Consider the following 14,417-nt stretch of genomic DNA (forward strand, 5'->3'; position numbering starts at 1 on the left):
AGCCTCGCTATAATGCAAGGCTTTTCGCGCATTTGCGCAAAAAAGTCGGTGCAGTTCGGTTCGAAAAACACCGGCATTTTGTAAATTAGCCCCGACCAATCGCAGTCGGGAATGGAGAAAACGATGAGCCTTGGACTCGTAGGTCGCAAGGTTGGCATGACCCGTATCTTCACGGCTGACGGGGATTCGATTCCCGTAACCGTGCTGGACGTGTCCGACAACCGCGTGACGCAGATCAAGACTGTTGAAACCGACGGCTACACCGCCGTTCAGGTTGCATTCGGTACCCGCCGTGCATCGCGTGTAACGAAGCCGCTGGCAGGCCATCTTGCCAAAGCAGGCGTCGAAGCCGGTGAAATCCTCAAAGAATTCAAGATCGATGCCACCAAGGCTGCCGAGCTGTCGAACGGCGCCGTGGTCGGTCCCGACCTTTTCGAAGTAGGCCAGAAAGTCGACGTGCAAGGCGTGTCGATTGGTAAGGGCTACGCCGGTACCATCAAGCGTTACAACTTCGCATCCGGCCGTGCATCGCACGGTAACTCGCGCTCGCACAACGTGCCGGGCTCGATCGGTATGGCGCAGGATCCGGGTCGTGTTTTCCCGGGTAAGCGCATGACCGGTCACATGGGTGACGACACCGTAACCGTGCAAAACCTCGAAATCGCTCGTATCGACGCTGACCGCAAGCTGTTGCTGGTCAAGGGCGCCGTTCCGGGTGCGAAGGGCGGCAAGGTTTTCGTGACGCCGGCCGTGAAGACGCGCGCCGTGAAAGGAGCGAAATAATGGAACTTAAGCTCCTGAATGCCAATGGTCAGGAAGGCGCAGCTGTTAGCGCGTCGGACGTCGTGTTCGGCCGTGACTACAACGAAGCCCTGATTCACCAGGTCGTGGTGGCCTACCAGGCGAATGCCCGTAGCGGCAACCGCGCGCAGAAGGATCGTGAGCAGGTTAAGCACACGACCAAGAAGCCGTGGCGTCAAAAGGGTACGGGCCGTGCCCGTGCCGGTATGTCGTCGAGCCCGTTGTGGCGCGGCGGCGGCCGTATCTTCCCGAATTCGCCGGAAGAAAACTTTTCGCATAAGGTTAACAAGAAGATGCATCGCGCAGGTCTCTGCTCGATCTTCTCGCAGCTGGCCCGCGAAGGCCGCATCTCGGTGGTCGACGAGCTGACGCTCGAAGCACCGAAGACGAAGCTGCTGGCCGAAAAATTCAAGGCGATGGGTCTCGATTCCGTGCTGGTCATTACCGACACGGTTGACGAAAACCTGTACCTCGCGTCGCGCAACCTCGCCCACGTGGCAGTTGTCGAGCCGCGTTACGCCGACCCGCTCTCGTTGATCTACTTCAAGAAGATCCTGATCACGAAGGCTGCGGTCGCCCAGATCGAGGAGTTGCTGTCATGAGCGAGATTCGCAAGAACGATCATCGTTTGATGCAGGTCCTGCTCGCGCCGGTGATCTCCGAAAAGGCGACGCTGGTGGCCGACAAGAACGAGCAGGTTGTGTTCGAAGTCGCGCCGGATGCCACGAAGCAGGAAGTGAAGGCTGCCGTCGAGCTGCTGTTCAAGGTGGAAGTCGATTCCGTCAACGTGCTGGTCGCGAAGGGCAAAGCAAAACGCTTTGGTCGCTTCATGGGCAAGCGCAAGGACGTGAAGAAGGCGTATGTCTGCCTGAAGCCCGGCCAGGAAATCAACTTTGAAGCGGAGGCCAAGTAATCATGGCAATCGTTAAAGTTAAGCCGACTTCGCCGGGCCGCCGCGCGATGGTCAAGGTGGTCAACAAGGATCTGCATAAGGGCAAGCCGTACGCACCGCTGCTCGACGCGCAGAGCGTGACCGCCGGCCGTAACAACAACGGCCACATCACCACGCGCCATAAGGGCGGTGGTCACAAGCAACACTATCGTATCGTCGACTTCCGTCGTACGAAGGACGGCATTCCGGCGAAGGTCGAGCGTCTCGAGTATGACCCGAACCGTAGCGCGAACATCGCGCTGGTTCTGTACGCAGACGGCGAGCGCAAGTACATCATCGCTCCGAAGGGTGTGACGGTTGGTCAGCAACTGATGTCGGGTTCGGAAGCTCCGATCCGCGCAGGCAACACGCTGCCGATCCGCAACATCCCGGTTGGTACGACGATCCACTGCATCGAAATGCTGCCGGGCAAGGGCGCGCAAATGGCGCGTTCGGCTGGTACGTCGGCGATGCTGCTGGCTCGCGAAGGCATCTACGCACAGGTCCGCCTGCGCTCAGGTGAAATCCGCCGCGTTCACGTCGAATGCCGCGCGACGATTGGTGAAGTTGGCAACGAAGAGCACAGCCTCCGTCAAATCGGTAAGGCTGGCGCAAACCGCTGGCGCGGTATCCGCCCGACAGTGCGTGGCGTTGCAATGAACCCGGTCGATCACCCGCACGGTGGTGGTGAAGGCAAGACGGCTGCAGGTCGCGATCCGGTGAGCCCGTGGGGCACGCCGACGAAGGGCTATCGTACCCGCAGCAACAAGCGCACGACGAGCATGATCGTCCAGCGCCGTCACAAGCGTTAAGGAGTAGGCAATGGCACGTTCTGTAAAAAAAGGTCCGTTCTGCGACGCCCATTTGCTGAAGAAAGTTGAGTCGGCAGCCGCTGCGCGTGACAAGAAGCCGATCAAAACCTGGTCGCGTCGTTCGACGATTCTCCCGGATTTCATCGGTCTGACGATTGCCGTGCATAACGGCCGTCAACACGTTCCGGTGTACATCTCGGAAAACATGGTCGGCCACAAGCTTGGCGAGTTCGCATTGACCCGGACGTTCAAGGGTCACGCGGCCGACAAGAAGGCCAAGAAATAAGGGGCTATCAAGATGGAAGTGAAAGCAATTCATCGCGGTGCCCGCATCTCGGCGCAGAAAACGCGCCTTGTGGCTGACCAGATCCGCGGTTTGCCGGTCGACAAGGCGCTGAACGTTCTGACGTTCTCGCCGAAGAAGGCTGCGGGAATCGTGAAAAAGGTCGTGCTGTCGGCGATCGCGAATGCGGAGCATAACGAAGGCGCCGATATCGATGAGCTCAAGATCACGAGCATCTACATCGATAAGGCTGCCTCTCTCAAGCGTTTTACTGCGCGCGCCAAAGGCCGTGGTAACCGCATTGAGAAGCAATCCTGTCACATCACTGTGACGGTCGGAAATTAAGGGGTCATACGATGGGACAGAAAATTCATCCGACTGGCTTCCGCCTGGCCGTCAGCCGTAATTGGGCGTCGCGTTGGTACGCGAACAACACCAATTTCGCGGCGATGCTGCAGGAAGACATCGGTGTTCGTGAATACCTGAAGAAGAAGCTGAAAAACGCTTCGGTTGGTCGCGTCGTTATCGAGCGTCCGGCGAAGAACGCGCGCATCACGATTTATAGCTCGCGTCCAGGTGTGGTCATCGGTAAGAAGGGCGAGGATATCGAGCTGCTGAAGTCGGAACTGCAACGCCGCATGGGCGTTCCGGTCCACGTCAACATCGAGGAAATCCGCAAGCCGGAAACCGATGCGCAACTGATCGCCGATTCGATCACGCAACAGCTCGAGCGCCGGATCATGTTCCGTCGCGCGATGAAGCGTGCGATGCAGAACGCCATGCGTCTGGGTGCTCAAGGCATCAAGATCATGAGCGCGGGCCGTCTGAACGGTATCGAAATCGCCCGTACGGAATGGTATCGCGAAGGTCGCGTGCCGCTTCATACGTTGCGCGCTGACATCGACTACGCAACTTCGGAAGCGAAGACGACGTACGGCATCATCGGCGTCAAGGTGTGGGTCTACAAGGGCGACACGCTTGGCCGTAACGATGCTCCGGTGGTTGAAGAAGTCGCCGAAGAAAAGCGCCCGCGCCGTAACGCACGTCCGGGTGGCGATCGCCGTCCGCGTCGCGATGGTGAAGGTGGTGGCCCGGCAGGTGCACGCCGTGGCGCTCCTCGTCGTGCTGGTGGTGCCGGCGGCGACGGGAAGACTGGAGAATAACGATGCTGCAACCGAAACGCAGAAAGTATCGCAAAGAGCAGAAAGGTCGTAACACCGGTATCGCGACGCGTGGCAACGCGGTGTCGTTCGGTGAGTTCGGTCTGAAGGCTATCGGTCGTGGTCGTTTGACCGCGCGCCAGATTGAAGCGGCGCGTCGTGCAATGACGCGTCACATCAAGCGTGGTGGCCGCATCTGGATCCGCATCTTCCCGGACAAGCCGATCTCGCACAAGCCGGCGGAAGTACGTATGGGTAACGGTAAAGGTAACCCCGAGTACTACGTCGCGGAGATTCAACCGGGCAAGATGCTGTACGAAATGGATGGCGTAACCGAAGAGCTGGCACGCGAAGCGTTCCGTCTGGCTGCAGCAAAGCTGCCGCTGAAGACGAGCTTCATCGTGCGTCAGCTCGGCGCCTAAGGAGTAGATGATGAAGGCTTCCGAACTTCACCAGAAAGATCAGGCCGCGCTCAACAAGGAGCTGTCGGACCTGTTGAAGGCGCAATTCGGCCTGCGCATGCAACTCGCGACCCAGCAGCTCACGAACACGAGCCAGCTGAAGAAGGTTCGTCGCGACATCGCTCGTGTGCGGACCGTCCTGACTGAGAAGGCGAACCAGAAATGAACGATAGCGTAAAAACCTCGCTCAAGCGGACGCTGGTCGGCAAGGTCGTCAGCAACAAGATGGACAAGACGGTCACCGTGCTGGTCGAGCACCGCGTGAAGCACCCGATCTATGGCAAGTACGTCGTGCGTTCGAAGAAGTACCACGCACACGACGATGCAAACACGTACAACGAGGGTGACCTCGTTGAAATCCAGGAAACTCGTCCGATTTCGAAGACGAAGGCCTGGACCGTGGCTCGCCTGATCGAGGCTGCTCGCGTCATCTGACGCCGCAAGTTGTAGAAGTAGTTGAAATCGCAGTAAGTTTCGCTTGCAAGGCCGGGATTATTTGTTATAATCTCGGTCTTCCCTCTTTTATGGGAGCCCCGTCGCGGGCGAAGTTGGTGGGGGAAGCGGTTCAGGCGCCAGTCTGTTCCGAAGGATTCACCGGATTGCGATGGCGGGTTTCGTTTGCCGTCGCTGCTGTTCTAACCCAAGCAGCCGATTGGCTGACGGGACCAAGACTGACCGGGTGCGCCATGGTGGTGTGACCGGATTAAGTTGGGAAAGATAAACCATGATCCAGACCGAAACTCGGCTTGAAGTGGCCGACAACACAGGTGCGCGTGAAGTCATGTGCATCAAGGTGCTCGGCGGCTCGAAGCGTCGTTATGCCAGCATTGGCGACATCATCAAGGTGACCGTCAAAGAAGCAACGCCGCGCGGGCGCGTGAAGAAAGGCGAAATTTATAACGCCGTGGTGGTTCGTACCGCCAAGGGCGTGCGCCGTCAGGACGGCTCGCTGATCAAGTTCGACGGCAACGCAGCTGTGCTGTTGAATGCCAAGCTCGAGCCCATTGGCACCCGTATTTTCGGGCCTGTCACGCGCGAGTTGCGCAGCGAACGATTCATGAAGATCGTTTCGCTGGCACCTGAAGTGCTGTAAGGAGTCGCGATGAACAAGATTCGCAAAGGTGACGAAGTTATCGTCATCACCGGCAAAGATAAAGGCAAGCGCGGCGTCGTGCTGTCCGTCGACGAGGGCAAAGTGATTGTCGAGGGTATCAACCTCGTCAAGAAGCACGTCAAGCCGAACCCGATGAAGGGAACGACGGGCGGCGTGGAAGCCAAGACGATGCCGCTGCAAATTTCGAACGTCGCATTGGTCGACGCGAATGGCAAGGCGTCCCGTGTAGGCATCAAGGTCGATGGAGACAAGAAAGTCCGTTTCCTCAAGACGACCGGTGCTGAGCTGAGCGCCTGACGCTGCGGAGTAAAAAATGGCTCGTTTGCAAGAATTTTACAAAGAGAAGGTTGTACCCGGCCTCGTCGAGAAGTTCGGTTACAAATCCGTGATGGAAGTGCCGCGCATCACCAAGATCACCTTGAACATGGGTGTGGGTGAGGCGATTGCGGACAAGAAAGTCATCGAGAACGCTATTGGCGACCTCACGAAAATCGCAGGCCAGAAGCCGGTGATCACGAAGGCGCGCAAGGCAATCGCTGGTTTCAAGATCCGTCAAGGCTATCCGATCGGTGCAATGGTCACGTTGCGTGGTCAGGCAATGTACGAATTTCTGGACCGTTTCGTGACGGTTGCGCTCCCCCGTGTGCGCGACTTCCGTGGCGTGTCGGGTCGTGCGTTCGATGGTCGCGGCAACTACAACATCGGTGTGAAAGAGCAGATCATTTTCCCCGAAATCGACTACGACAAGATCGACGCGCTGCGTGGGCTGAATATCAGCATCACGACGACTGCGAAGACCGACGACGAAGCAAAGGCTCTGCTCGCCAGCTTCAAGTTCCCGTTCAGAAACTGAGGTTACCGTGGCTAAACTGGCACTGATCGAACGTGAAAAGAAGCGTGCACGCCTCGCAGCCAAGTTCGCTCCCAAGCGCGCTGAGCTGAAGGCGGTCATCGACGACCAAAGCAAGTCGGATGAAGAGCGTTATGCAGCCCGTCTGGAACTGCAACAACTGCCGCGCAACTCTAACCCGACCCGTAAGCGCAATCGTTGCGCGATCACTGGTCGCCCGCGCGGTACGTTCCGTAAATTCGGGCTGGCGCGTAACAAGATTCGCGAAATCGCGTTCCGCGGCGAGATCCCTGGCCTGACCAAGGCGAGCTGGTAATAGGAGAAACGTAAATGAGCATGAGTGATCCTATCGCCGATATGCTGACTCGCATCCGCAACGCGCAGATGGTCGAGAAGGTTTCGGTGACGATGCCCTCGTCGAAAGTCAAGGTTGCGATTGCGCAAGTCCTTAAGGACGAAGGCTATATCGATGATTTCGCAGTGAAGGCTGAAGGTGCGAAGTCTGAATTGAACATCGCGTTGAAGTATTACGCTGGCCGTCCGGTTATCGAGCGCCTTGAACGCGTCTCGAAACCTGGCCTGCGTGTTTATCGCGGTCGTAACGACATCCCGACGGTCATGAATGGCCTCGGCGTGGCAATCGTGTCGACGCCGAAGGGCGTGATGACGGACCGCAAGGCGCGCGCTACGGGCGTTGGCGGCGAAGTCATCTGCTACGTCGCTTAAGGCCGAAAGGAGAGGAAACATGTCTCGAGTAGGTAAAAGCCCGATCGCGCTGCAAGGCGCAGAGGTGGCCCTTAGCGACGAACGCATTACCGTCAAGGGCCCGCTGGGTACGATTACGCAAGCTGCAAATCGTCTCGTGAAAGTGGTGAACGACAACGGCACGCTGAAGTTCGAGCCGGTTGACGAAAGCCGCGAAGCGAACGCGATGTCGGGCACGATGCGCGCACTGGTTGCGAACATGGTGAACGGCGTGACGAAGGGTTTCGAGCGCAAGCTGACGCTGGTTGGCGTCGGTTACCGCGCACAGGCGCAAGGCGACAAGCTGAATCTGTCGCTGGGTTTCTCGCACCCCGTGGTGCACCAGATGCCGGAAGGCGTGAAGGCTGAAACCCCGACGCAAACCGAAATCGTGATCAAGGGGATCAATAAGCAACAAGTTGGCCAGGTCGCGGCAGAAGTGCGCGGCTATCGTCCGCCGGAGCCCTACAAGGGCAAGGGTGTGCGCTACGCCAACGAGGTTGTGATCCTCAAAGAAACGAAGAAGAAGTAAGGGTGCGCAATCATGGATAAGACTCAATCTCGCCTGCGCCGCGCTCGTCAGACGCGTATCAAGATCGCTGAGCTGCAGGTCGCGCGTCTCGCCGTGCATCGCACGAACACGCACATCTATGCGCAAGTGTTCTCGCCGTGCGGCACCAAGGTGCTCGCCAGCGCGTCGACGCTCGAAGCCGAAGTGCGTGCGCAACTGGCTGATCAGACGGGTAAGGGCGGCAACGTTGCTGCTGCGACCCTGATCGGTAAGCGCATTGCAGAAAAGGCTAAGGCTGCCGGCATCGAATCCGTCGCCTTCGACCGTTCGGGTTTCCGTTACCACGGCCGCGTGAAAGCGCTGGCTGATGCGGCGCGCGAAGCCGGACTCAAGTTCTAAGGGAAGAATTCGTCATGGCAAAGATGCAAGCGAAAGTTCAGGCTGACGAACGCGACGACGGCCTTCGTGAAAAGATGATTTCGGTCAACCGCGTGACCAAGGTCGTGAAGGGTGGCCGTATTCTCGGCTTCGCCGCACTGACCGTGGTTGGCGATGGTGATGGCCGCATCGGCATGGGCAAGGGCAAAGCGAAGGAAGTTCCGGTTGCTGTTCAAAAAGCGATGGAACAGGCTCGCCGCAATATGTTCAAGGTGCCGCTCAAGAACGGTACGTTGCAACACGAAGTGCACGGTAAGCATGGCGCATCCGCTGTCCTCCTCGCTCCGGCGAAGGATGGTACGGGCGTGATCGCTGGCGGTCCGATGCGCGCAGTGTTCGACGTCATGGGCGTGCAAAATGTGGTGGCCAAGAGCCACGGTTCGACGAACCCTTACAACCTCGTCCGTGCGACGCTCGACGGTCTGCGCAAGCAGTCCACTCCGGGCGACATCGCGGCGAAGCGTGGTAAGTCCGTCGAAGATATTTTGGGCTAAGCCAGGTGGTCACCATGTCTGAAAAAACTGTCAAGGTTCAGCTCGTAAAGAGCCTGATCGGGACCCGCGAAACGCACCGTGCAACGGTGCGTGGCCTGGGCCTGCGCCGACTCAACTCGGTTAGCGAGCTGCAGGACACGCCGGCTGTGCGCGGCATGATCAACAAGGTTTCGTACCTCGTTAAGGTCATCGGCTAAGCGGCTGACCAGGACTCAAGGAGTTGATAATGGAATTGAATAACCTGAAGCCGGCAGAAGGCTCGAAGCACGCTAAGCGTCGCGTCGGTCGTGGCATCGGCTCCGGACTCGGCAAGACCGCAGGTCGCGGTCACAAGGGTCAGAAGTCGCGTTCGGGCGGCTTTCACAAGGTTGGCTTCGAAGGCGGTCAAATGCCGCTGCAACGTCGCCTGCCGAAGCGCGGCTTCACGTCGCTGACGAAGGAATTCGTTGGTGAAGTGCGTCTCGCCGATCTGGAAAAGCTGCCGGTCGACGAAATCGATCTGTTGGCTCTGAAGCAAGCCGGCCTGGTCGGTGAGCTGATCAAGAGCGCCAAGATCATCGCGACGGGCGAGCTGAAACGCAAGATCGTTGTGAAGGGTCTGGGTGCGACGAAGGGTGCACGCGCTGCTATCGAAGCAGCCGGCGGCTCTTTTGCCGAGTAACGCGCAAGTCGATTGCCGTCACTAGCATTTGCATCGGAGAAGGTACTTGGCTAACAGCCCGAGTCTCGCAAAACCCGGTCGAAGCGCGGCGAAGTTTGGCGATCTGCGTCGGCGGGCAGTGTTCCTGCTGCTGGCGCTGATCGTCTACCGTATCGGCGCGCATATTCCGGTGCCGGGTATCGACCCGGACCAACTGGCGAAGCTGTTTCAAAGCCAGTCGGGCGGCATCCTTGGCATGTTCAACATGTTCTCGGGTGGCGCACTCTCGCGGTTCACGATTTTCGCGCTGGGGATCATGCCGTATATTTCGGCGTCGATCATCATGCAGTTGCTGGCGATCGTCTCGCCGCAACTCGAGGCGTTGAAGAAGGAAGGCCAGGCGGGACAACGGAAGATTACGCAGTACACGCGGATCTTTACCGTGTTGCTTGCTACGTTTCAGGCGTTCGGCATTGCCGTTGCGCTTGAAAATCAGCCGGCACTCGTCATTGACCCTGGTATGGTGTTCCGGCTCACGACGGTTGTGACGCTTGTCACTGGCACGATGTTCTTGATGTGGCTTGGTGAGCAGATCACAGAGCGCGGACTCGGTAACGGTATCTCGATCATCATTTTCGGCGGGATTGCAGCGGGTTTTCCAAATGCAATCGGTGGTCTCTTCTCGCTGGTGCAAACCGGCTCGATGGGCCCGGTTTCGGCGATTATCGTCGTCGCGCTGATTGCTGCAGTGACGTATCTGGTTGTGTTCATCGAACGCGGTCAGCGCAAGATTCTTGTGAATTACGCCAAGCGGCAGGTGGGCAACAAGATTTACGGCGGCCAGTCTTCGCATTTGCCGCTGAAGCTGAACATGTCGGGTGTGATTCCGCCGATTTTTGCATCGTCGATCATTCTCTTCCCGGCAACCATCCTGAACTGGTTCAGTTCGGGTTCGCGTACCAGCTGGTTTGGCGACACGCTACATAACGTGGCTGAGGCGATCAAACCGGGTCAACCGGTGTACGTTTTGCTGTACGCGTTGGCGATCGTGTTCTTTTGCTTTTTCTACACCGCTTTGGTGTTCAACAGCAGAGAGACGGCCGACAACCTGAAGAAGAGCGGCGCTTTCGTTCCGGGCATCCGACCGGGCGATCAAACGGCCCGATATATCGACCGCATCCTCACGCGTTTGACGCTGGCTGGTGCGATCTACATCGTGTTCGTTTGTCTGCTGCCTGAGTTTTTGGTGCTGCGCTGGAACGTGCCGTTTTATTTTGGTGGAACGTCGCTGCTGATCATTGTCGTCGTCACAATGGACTTCATGGCGCAGGTGCAGTCGTACGTTATGTCGCAACAGTATGAATCGCTGCTGAAGAAAGCTAATTTCAAAGGCGGCGGCGTCCCGATGCGTTGAAAGGACTTATGGCCAAAGACGATGTAATCCAGATGCAGGGTGAAGTCATCGAAAACCTGCCTAACGCTACCTTTCGGGTAAAGCTGGAAAACGGCCATGTCGTATTGGGACACATATCCGGCAAGATGCGGATGCACTACATCCGAATCCTGCCGGGCGACAAGGTGACGGTTGAATTGACGCCTTACGATCTGTCGCGTGCGCGGATCGTGTTCCGGGCGAAGTGATTTGAAAAAAGGGTAATATCATGAAAGTGATGGCATCGGTTAAGCGCATTTGCCGCAATTGCAAGATCATCAAGCGCAAGGGCGTTGTGCGCGTGATTTGCAGCTCTGATCCGCGCCACAAACAGCGTCAAGGCTGAACGCCGCGCTTTTGCTTGCGCTTTTTGTTTGAGGAAAAACAATGGCTCGTATCGCAGGGGTTAACATCCCGAATCACCAGCATACCGAAATCGGCCTGACGGCAATTTACGGTATCGGCCGCACGCGCTCGCGCGACATTTGCGTCGCTGCTGGTGTGGCATTTTCGAAGAAGGTCAAGGACCTGAACGACGCAGACCTCGAAAAGCTGCGTGAAGAAGTCGGCAAGTTCATCGTTGAAGGCGATCTTCGCCGTGAAACGACGATGAACATCAAGCGCCTGATGGATCTCGGCTGCTACCGTGGCGTGCGTCACCGCAAGGGCCTGCCCCTGCGTGGCCAGCGCACGCGTACGAACGCCCGTACGCGCAAGGGTCCGCGTCGTGCAGCGCAATCGCTGAAGAAGTAAGCGGAATTGACAGTTACAGGAAAACGTAATGGCTAAGGCTTCGAACAACTCCGCGGCGCAACGCGTTCGCAAGAAGGTCAAGAAGAACGTCGCCGAGGGCGTGGTTCACGTTCACGCGTCGTTCAACAACACCATCATCACGATCACCGATCGTCAAGGCAACGCGCTTGCCTGGGCGACGTCGGGTGGCCAGGGTTTCAAGGGCTCGCGTAAGTCGACGCCGTTTGCAGCTCAGGTTGCGGCCGAATCGGCTGGTCGCGTGGCGATGGAATACGGCGTCAAGAACCTCGAAGTGCGGATCAAGGGCCCCGGTCCTGGCCGTGAGTCCGCGGTGCGCGCGTTGCATGGTCTTGGTATCAAGATCACCGCGATCTCCGACGTGACGCCGGTTCCGCACAACGGCTGCCGTCCGCCGAAGCGTCGTCGTATCTAAGACGCCGTTTTGCTAGCGCCTGTTGACGCTTCGCGCGTCGACGGGCTGCTTGCGTTATTGAATTGACTAAGCCCACCGTTCGACCCAAAGGGTTCGGACTAGCGTGAATGCAGATTCACGTGATTAATCAGAGAAGGAATCAACGTGGCACGTTATATCGGCCCCAAGGCCAAGCTCTCCCGCCGTGAAGGCACCGACCTCTTCCTGAAGAGCGCCCGTCGTTCGCTGGCTGACAAGTGCAAGCTTGACAGCAAGCCGGGCCAACATGGCCGCACGTCGGGTGCACGTACGTCCGATTACGGCACGCAGCTGCGCGAAAAGCAAAAAGTAAAGCGCATCTACGGCGTCCTCGAACGCCAGTTCCGCCGTTACTTTGCCGAAGCGGACCGTCTCAAGGGCAACACGGGTGAAAACCTGCTGCAATTGCTCGAGTCGCGTCTCGACAACGTCGTGTATCGCATGGGCTTCGGCTCGACGCGCGCTGAAGCGCGTCAGCTGGTCGGCCACAAGGCGATCACGGTGAACGGCGTCGTCACCAATATTCCGTCGCTGCAAGTCAAGTCGGGCGATGTGGTTGCGGTGCGTGAACAGGCGAAGAAGCAAGCGCGCATTCTCGAAGCGCTGTCGTTGGCCGAGCAAGGCGGTCTGCCGAGCTGGGTCGCTGTCGATTCGAAGAAATTCGAAGGCACGTTCAAGCAAAAGCCGGAACGCAGCGACATCGCTGGCGATATCAACGAAAGCCTGATCGTCGAATTGTATTCGCGGTAATCGGATTGACGGCCGGGGCACCCTGATTGCGTTGCGCAAGGGGGCGTCTCGGCTGTTTATTTTCAGGTTGTTACCGGTCAGCCTTATCGGTGTAACGAGCCGAGGGTATTGAAAAGGAAAACCTATGCAAACCAGTTTGTTGAAGCCCAAGATCATCGCAGTTGAATCGCTTGGCGATAGCCATGCGAAAGTGGTCATGGAACCGTTTGAACGCGGTTACGGCCACACCTTGGGTAACGCGCTTCGGCGCGTGCTGCTGTCGTCGATGATTGGCTATGCGCCGACCGAAGTGACGATCGCAGGCGTCGTGCACGAATATTCGACGCTCGACGGTGTGCAAGAGGACGTAGTCAACCTGTTGTTGAACCTGAAGGGTGTCGTTTTCAAGCTGCATAACCGTGACGAAGTGACGGTTACGCTGCGCAAGGAAGGCGAAGGCGTTGTCACCGCTGGCGACATCGAACTTGCGCACGACTGCGAAGTGATCAACCCGGATCACGTGATTGCGCATCTGTCGAAGGGCGGCAAGCTCGACGTTCAGATCAAGGTCGAAAAGGGCCGTGGCTATGTGCCGGGCAATGTGCGTCGTTATGGCGAAGAGTCGGCCAAGATCATCGGCCGTATCGTGCTGGACGCGTCATTCTCGCCGGTTCGCCGCGTGAGCTACGCCGTCGAAAGCGCGCGTGTCGAACAGCGTACCGACCTCGACAAGCTCGTGATGAACATCGAAACCAATGGCGTGATTTCGCCGGAAGAAGCGATCCGTCAATCGGCGCGTATTCTGGTTGATCAGCTGTCGGTGTTCGCTGCGCTGGAGGGCACTGAAGCTACGGCAGAAGCACCGTCGCGCGCGCCGCAGATCGATCCGATCCTGCTGCGTCCGGTGGATGATCTCGAACTTACAGTTCGCTCTGCGAACTGCCTCAAGGCCGAGAACATTTACTACATCGGCGACCTGATCCAGCGCACGGAAAACGAGCTGCTGAAGACGCCGAATCTGGGCCGCAAGTCGCTGAACGAGATCAAGGAAGTACTCGCTTCGCGTGGCCTGACGCTCGGTATGAAGCTCGAGAACTGGCCGCCGGCCGGTCTGGACAAGTAATACACCCGTAATCGCAGCTGTACCGCGACTGGCGAAGACGCGGATTTTCCTTTAAAATCCGCGTCTTGCCTTTTTCACTACCGGCCCGTGTGCTCACCGACCTTAGGGTCTGGCAGAGCACGATAGAAGAGCTGGATCAAAACTCTGAATCAAAGGAATCAAAATGCGTCACCGTCATGGTCTGCGGAAACTGAACCGCACGAGCAGCCACCGTCTGGCAATGCTCCGTAACATGTCTAACTCGCTGATCGAGCACGAAGTCATCAAGACGACGCTGCCGAAGGCGAAGGAACTCCGTAAAGTCGTCGAGCCGCTGATCACGCTCGGCAAGAAGCCGTCGCTGGCAAATCGTCGTCTGGCGTTCAACCGCCTGCGTGATCGTGACTCGGTCACGAAGCTGTTCGAAGTGCTCGGCCCGCGCTACGCGAATCGTCCGGGTGGCTACACCAGCATCCTGAAGTTCGGCTTCCGCGTCGGCGATAACGCACCGATGGCGCTGGTCCAGCTGATGGATCGTCCGGAAATCGTCGAAGCAGACGACATTCAGGAAGCGGAATAAGCTCCCAGCATTAGCGAAAAAGCCAGGCAAACGCCTGGCTTAATGAGATGGTCAGCCTGACCGAAACGGTCCGATCGGCTTACGCTGATCGGGCCGTTTCCTTTTCCGGGAGGCCATCATGGCAAACGCGA

Annotated in this window: 28 protein-coding genes; all 28 read left to right on the forward strand. The window is 57.9% G+C overall.

Going from position 1 to position 14,417, the window contains the following annotated elements:
- Nucleotides 1–123 precede the first annotated feature (123 nt).
- The 28 genes from rplC (at nucleotide 124) to rplQ (ending at nucleotide 14,286) form a co-directional block, all read left to right on the forward strand.
- The gene (gene rplC / locus P3T16_RS32750; RefSeq protein WP_090537437.1) at nucleotides 124–783 is read left to right on the forward strand and encodes a 50S ribosomal protein L3; all 660 of its coding nucleotides are present in this window, start codon (nucleotides 124–126) and stop codon (nucleotides 781–783) included.
- Nucleotides 783–1,403, forward strand: a complete 621-nt coding sequence (gene rplD, locus P3T16_RS32755; protein ID WP_090537177.1) for a 50S ribosomal protein L4 — start codon at nucleotides 783–785, stop codon at nucleotides 1,401–1,403. The genes rplC and rplD overlap by 1 nt, the downstream gene beginning before the upstream one ends.
- Entirely contained in the window at nucleotides 1,400–1,714 is a 315-nt protein-coding gene (gene rplW, locus P3T16_RS32760) for a 50S ribosomal protein L23 (protein WP_090537179.1), read from the forward strand. The genes rplD and rplW overlap by 4 nt, the downstream gene beginning before the upstream one ends.
- Before the next feature lie 2 nt (nucleotides 1,715–1,716).
- Nucleotides 1,717–2,544: a 50S ribosomal protein L2 gene (gene rplB, locus P3T16_RS32765; protein WP_429260289.1), complete on the forward strand. Its 828-nt coding sequence runs from the start codon at nucleotides 1,717–1,719 to the stop codon at nucleotides 2,542–2,544.
- A gap of 10 nt (nucleotides 2,545–2,554) precedes the next feature.
- Nucleotides 2,555–2,830 carry a 30S ribosomal protein S19 gene (gene rpsS, locus P3T16_RS32770; RefSeq protein WP_054036552.1) on the forward strand — a complete coding sequence of 92 codons (276 nt, stop codon included), beginning with the start codon at nucleotides 2,555–2,557 and terminating at the stop codon, nucleotides 2,828–2,830.
- Nucleotides 2,831–2,842: 12 nt separating this feature from the next.
- A complete protein-coding gene (rplV, locus tag P3T16_RS32775) occupies nucleotides 2,843–3,172 on the forward strand; it encodes a 50S ribosomal protein L22 (RefSeq protein ID WP_011490054.1) in 330 nt (109 codons plus the stop codon).
- 11 nt (nucleotides 3,173–3,183) lie between these two features.
- Entirely contained in the window at nucleotides 3,184–3,990 is an 807-nt protein-coding gene (gene rpsC / locus P3T16_RS32780) for a 30S ribosomal protein S3 (protein ID WP_228882661.1), read from the forward strand.
- Between the two features lie 2 nt (nucleotides 3,991–3,992).
- Complete coding sequence (rplP, locus tag P3T16_RS32785) at nucleotides 3,993–4,409, forward strand: 50S ribosomal protein L16 (RefSeq protein ID WP_090537188.1); 417 nt, start codon at nucleotides 3,993–3,995, stop codon at nucleotides 4,407–4,409.
- A gap of 10 nt (nucleotides 4,410–4,419) precedes the next feature.
- On the forward strand, nucleotides 4,420–4,614 hold the full coding sequence (gene rpmC, locus P3T16_RS32790; RefSeq protein ID WP_007180130.1) for a 50S ribosomal protein L29: 195 nt from the start codon (nucleotides 4,420–4,422) through the stop codon (nucleotides 4,612–4,614).
- Nucleotides 4,611–4,883: a 30S ribosomal protein S17 gene (rpsQ, locus tag P3T16_RS32795; RefSeq protein ID WP_228882652.1), complete on the forward strand. Its 273-nt coding sequence runs from the start codon at nucleotides 4,611–4,613 to the stop codon at nucleotides 4,881–4,883. Before rpmC ends, rpsQ begins: the two co-directional genes overlap by 4 nt.
- A gap of 289 nt (nucleotides 4,884–5,172) precedes the next feature.
- Nucleotides 5,173–5,541 carry a 50S ribosomal protein L14 gene (gene rplN, locus P3T16_RS32800; protein WP_006052212.1) on the forward strand — a complete coding sequence of 123 codons (369 nt, stop codon included), beginning with the start codon at nucleotides 5,173–5,175 and terminating at the stop codon, nucleotides 5,539–5,541.
- Between the two features lie 9 nt (nucleotides 5,542–5,550).
- Nucleotides 5,551–5,859, forward strand: coding sequence for a 50S ribosomal protein L24 (gene rplX / locus P3T16_RS32805; RefSeq protein WP_228882649.1), 309 nt, complete (start codon nucleotides 5,551–5,553; stop codon nucleotides 5,857–5,859).
- A gap of 16 nt (nucleotides 5,860–5,875) precedes the next feature.
- Entirely contained in the window at nucleotides 5,876–6,415 is a 540-nt protein-coding gene (gene rplE, locus P3T16_RS32810) for a 50S ribosomal protein L5 (RefSeq protein WP_090537192.1), read from the forward strand.
- A 7-nt stretch (nucleotides 6,416–6,422) separates the two neighbouring features.
- Nucleotides 6,423–6,728: a 30S ribosomal protein S14 gene (gene rpsN, locus P3T16_RS32815; RefSeq protein WP_133661207.1), complete on the forward strand. Its 306-nt coding sequence runs from the start codon at nucleotides 6,423–6,425 to the stop codon at nucleotides 6,726–6,728.
- A 14-nt stretch (nucleotides 6,729–6,742) separates the two neighbouring features.
- Entirely contained in the window at nucleotides 6,743–7,138 is a 396-nt protein-coding gene (rpsH, locus tag P3T16_RS32820; RefSeq protein WP_090537196.1) for a 30S ribosomal protein S8, read from the forward strand.
- A 19-nt stretch (nucleotides 7,139–7,157) separates the two neighbouring features.
- Nucleotides 7,158–7,688 carry a 50S ribosomal protein L6 gene (rplF, locus tag P3T16_RS32825; protein WP_090695789.1) on the forward strand — a complete coding sequence of 177 codons (531 nt, stop codon included), beginning with the start codon at nucleotides 7,158–7,160 and terminating at the stop codon, nucleotides 7,686–7,688.
- Between the two features lie 12 nt (nucleotides 7,689–7,700).
- Nucleotides 7,701–8,066, forward strand: coding sequence for a 50S ribosomal protein L18 (rplR, locus tag P3T16_RS32830; protein WP_006052218.1), 366 nt, complete (start codon nucleotides 7,701–7,703; stop codon nucleotides 8,064–8,066).
- Nucleotides 8,067–8,080: 14 nt separating this feature from the next.
- Entirely contained in the window at nucleotides 8,081–8,599 is a 519-nt protein-coding gene (gene rpsE, locus P3T16_RS32835; RefSeq protein ID WP_007180127.1) for a 30S ribosomal protein S5, read from the forward strand.
- 14 nt (nucleotides 8,600–8,613) lie between these two features.
- Nucleotides 8,614–8,796 (forward strand): 50S ribosomal protein L30, encoded by a 183-nt coding sequence (gene rpmD / locus P3T16_RS32840; protein WP_010106952.1) that lies wholly within the window; start codon nucleotides 8,614–8,616, stop codon nucleotides 8,794–8,796.
- A gap of 29 nt (nucleotides 8,797–8,825) precedes the next feature.
- Complete coding sequence (gene rplO, locus P3T16_RS32845) at nucleotides 8,826–9,260, forward strand: 50S ribosomal protein L15 (protein WP_429260290.1); 435 nt, start codon at nucleotides 8,826–8,828, stop codon at nucleotides 9,258–9,260.
- Nucleotides 9,261–9,306: 46 nt separating this feature from the next.
- Nucleotides 9,307–10,653 carry a preprotein translocase subunit SecY gene (gene secY / locus P3T16_RS32850; protein WP_429260291.1) on the forward strand — a complete coding sequence of 449 codons (1,347 nt, stop codon included), beginning with the start codon at nucleotides 9,307–9,309 and terminating at the stop codon, nucleotides 10,651–10,653.
- Nucleotides 10,654–10,661: 8 nt separating this feature from the next.
- On the forward strand, nucleotides 10,662–10,880 hold the full coding sequence (infA, locus tag P3T16_RS32855) for a translation initiation factor IF-1 (RefSeq protein WP_004521905.1): 219 nt from the start codon (nucleotides 10,662–10,664) through the stop codon (nucleotides 10,878–10,880).
- 20 nt (nucleotides 10,881–10,900) lie between these two features.
- The gene (rpmJ, locus tag P3T16_RS32860; RefSeq protein WP_004199844.1) at nucleotides 10,901–11,017 is read left to right on the forward strand and encodes a 50S ribosomal protein L36; all 117 of its coding nucleotides are present in this window, start codon (nucleotides 10,901–10,903) and stop codon (nucleotides 11,015–11,017) included.
- Nucleotides 11,018–11,058: 41 nt separating this feature from the next.
- On the forward strand, nucleotides 11,059–11,424 hold the full coding sequence (gene rpsM, locus P3T16_RS32865; protein ID WP_006052223.1) for a 30S ribosomal protein S13: 366 nt from the start codon (nucleotides 11,059–11,061) through the stop codon (nucleotides 11,422–11,424).
- 28 nt (nucleotides 11,425–11,452) lie between these two features.
- Entirely contained in the window at nucleotides 11,453–11,857 is a 405-nt protein-coding gene (gene rpsK, locus P3T16_RS32870) for a 30S ribosomal protein S11 (RefSeq protein ID WP_006052224.1), read from the forward strand.
- A gap of 144 nt (nucleotides 11,858–12,001) precedes the next feature.
- Nucleotides 12,002–12,625 carry a 30S ribosomal protein S4 gene (rpsD, locus tag P3T16_RS32875; protein WP_429260292.1) on the forward strand — a complete coding sequence of 208 codons (624 nt, stop codon included), beginning with the start codon at nucleotides 12,002–12,004 and terminating at the stop codon, nucleotides 12,623–12,625.
- A 124-nt stretch (nucleotides 12,626–12,749) separates the two neighbouring features.
- The gene (locus P3T16_RS32880; RefSeq protein ID WP_429260293.1) at nucleotides 12,750–13,727 is read left to right on the forward strand and encodes a DNA-directed RNA polymerase subunit alpha; all 978 of its coding nucleotides are present in this window, start codon (nucleotides 12,750–12,752) and stop codon (nucleotides 13,725–13,727) included.
- Between the two features lie 163 nt (nucleotides 13,728–13,890).
- Entirely contained in the window at nucleotides 13,891–14,286 is a 396-nt protein-coding gene (gene rplQ / locus P3T16_RS32885; RefSeq protein ID WP_090537209.1) for a 50S ribosomal protein L17, read from the forward strand.
- Nucleotides 14,287–14,417 lie beyond the last annotated feature (131 nt).

This window comes from Paraburkholderia sp. GAS42 (assembly GCF_050436565.1).
GTDB lineage: Bacteria > Pseudomonadota > Gammaproteobacteria > Burkholderiales > Burkholderiaceae > Paraburkholderia.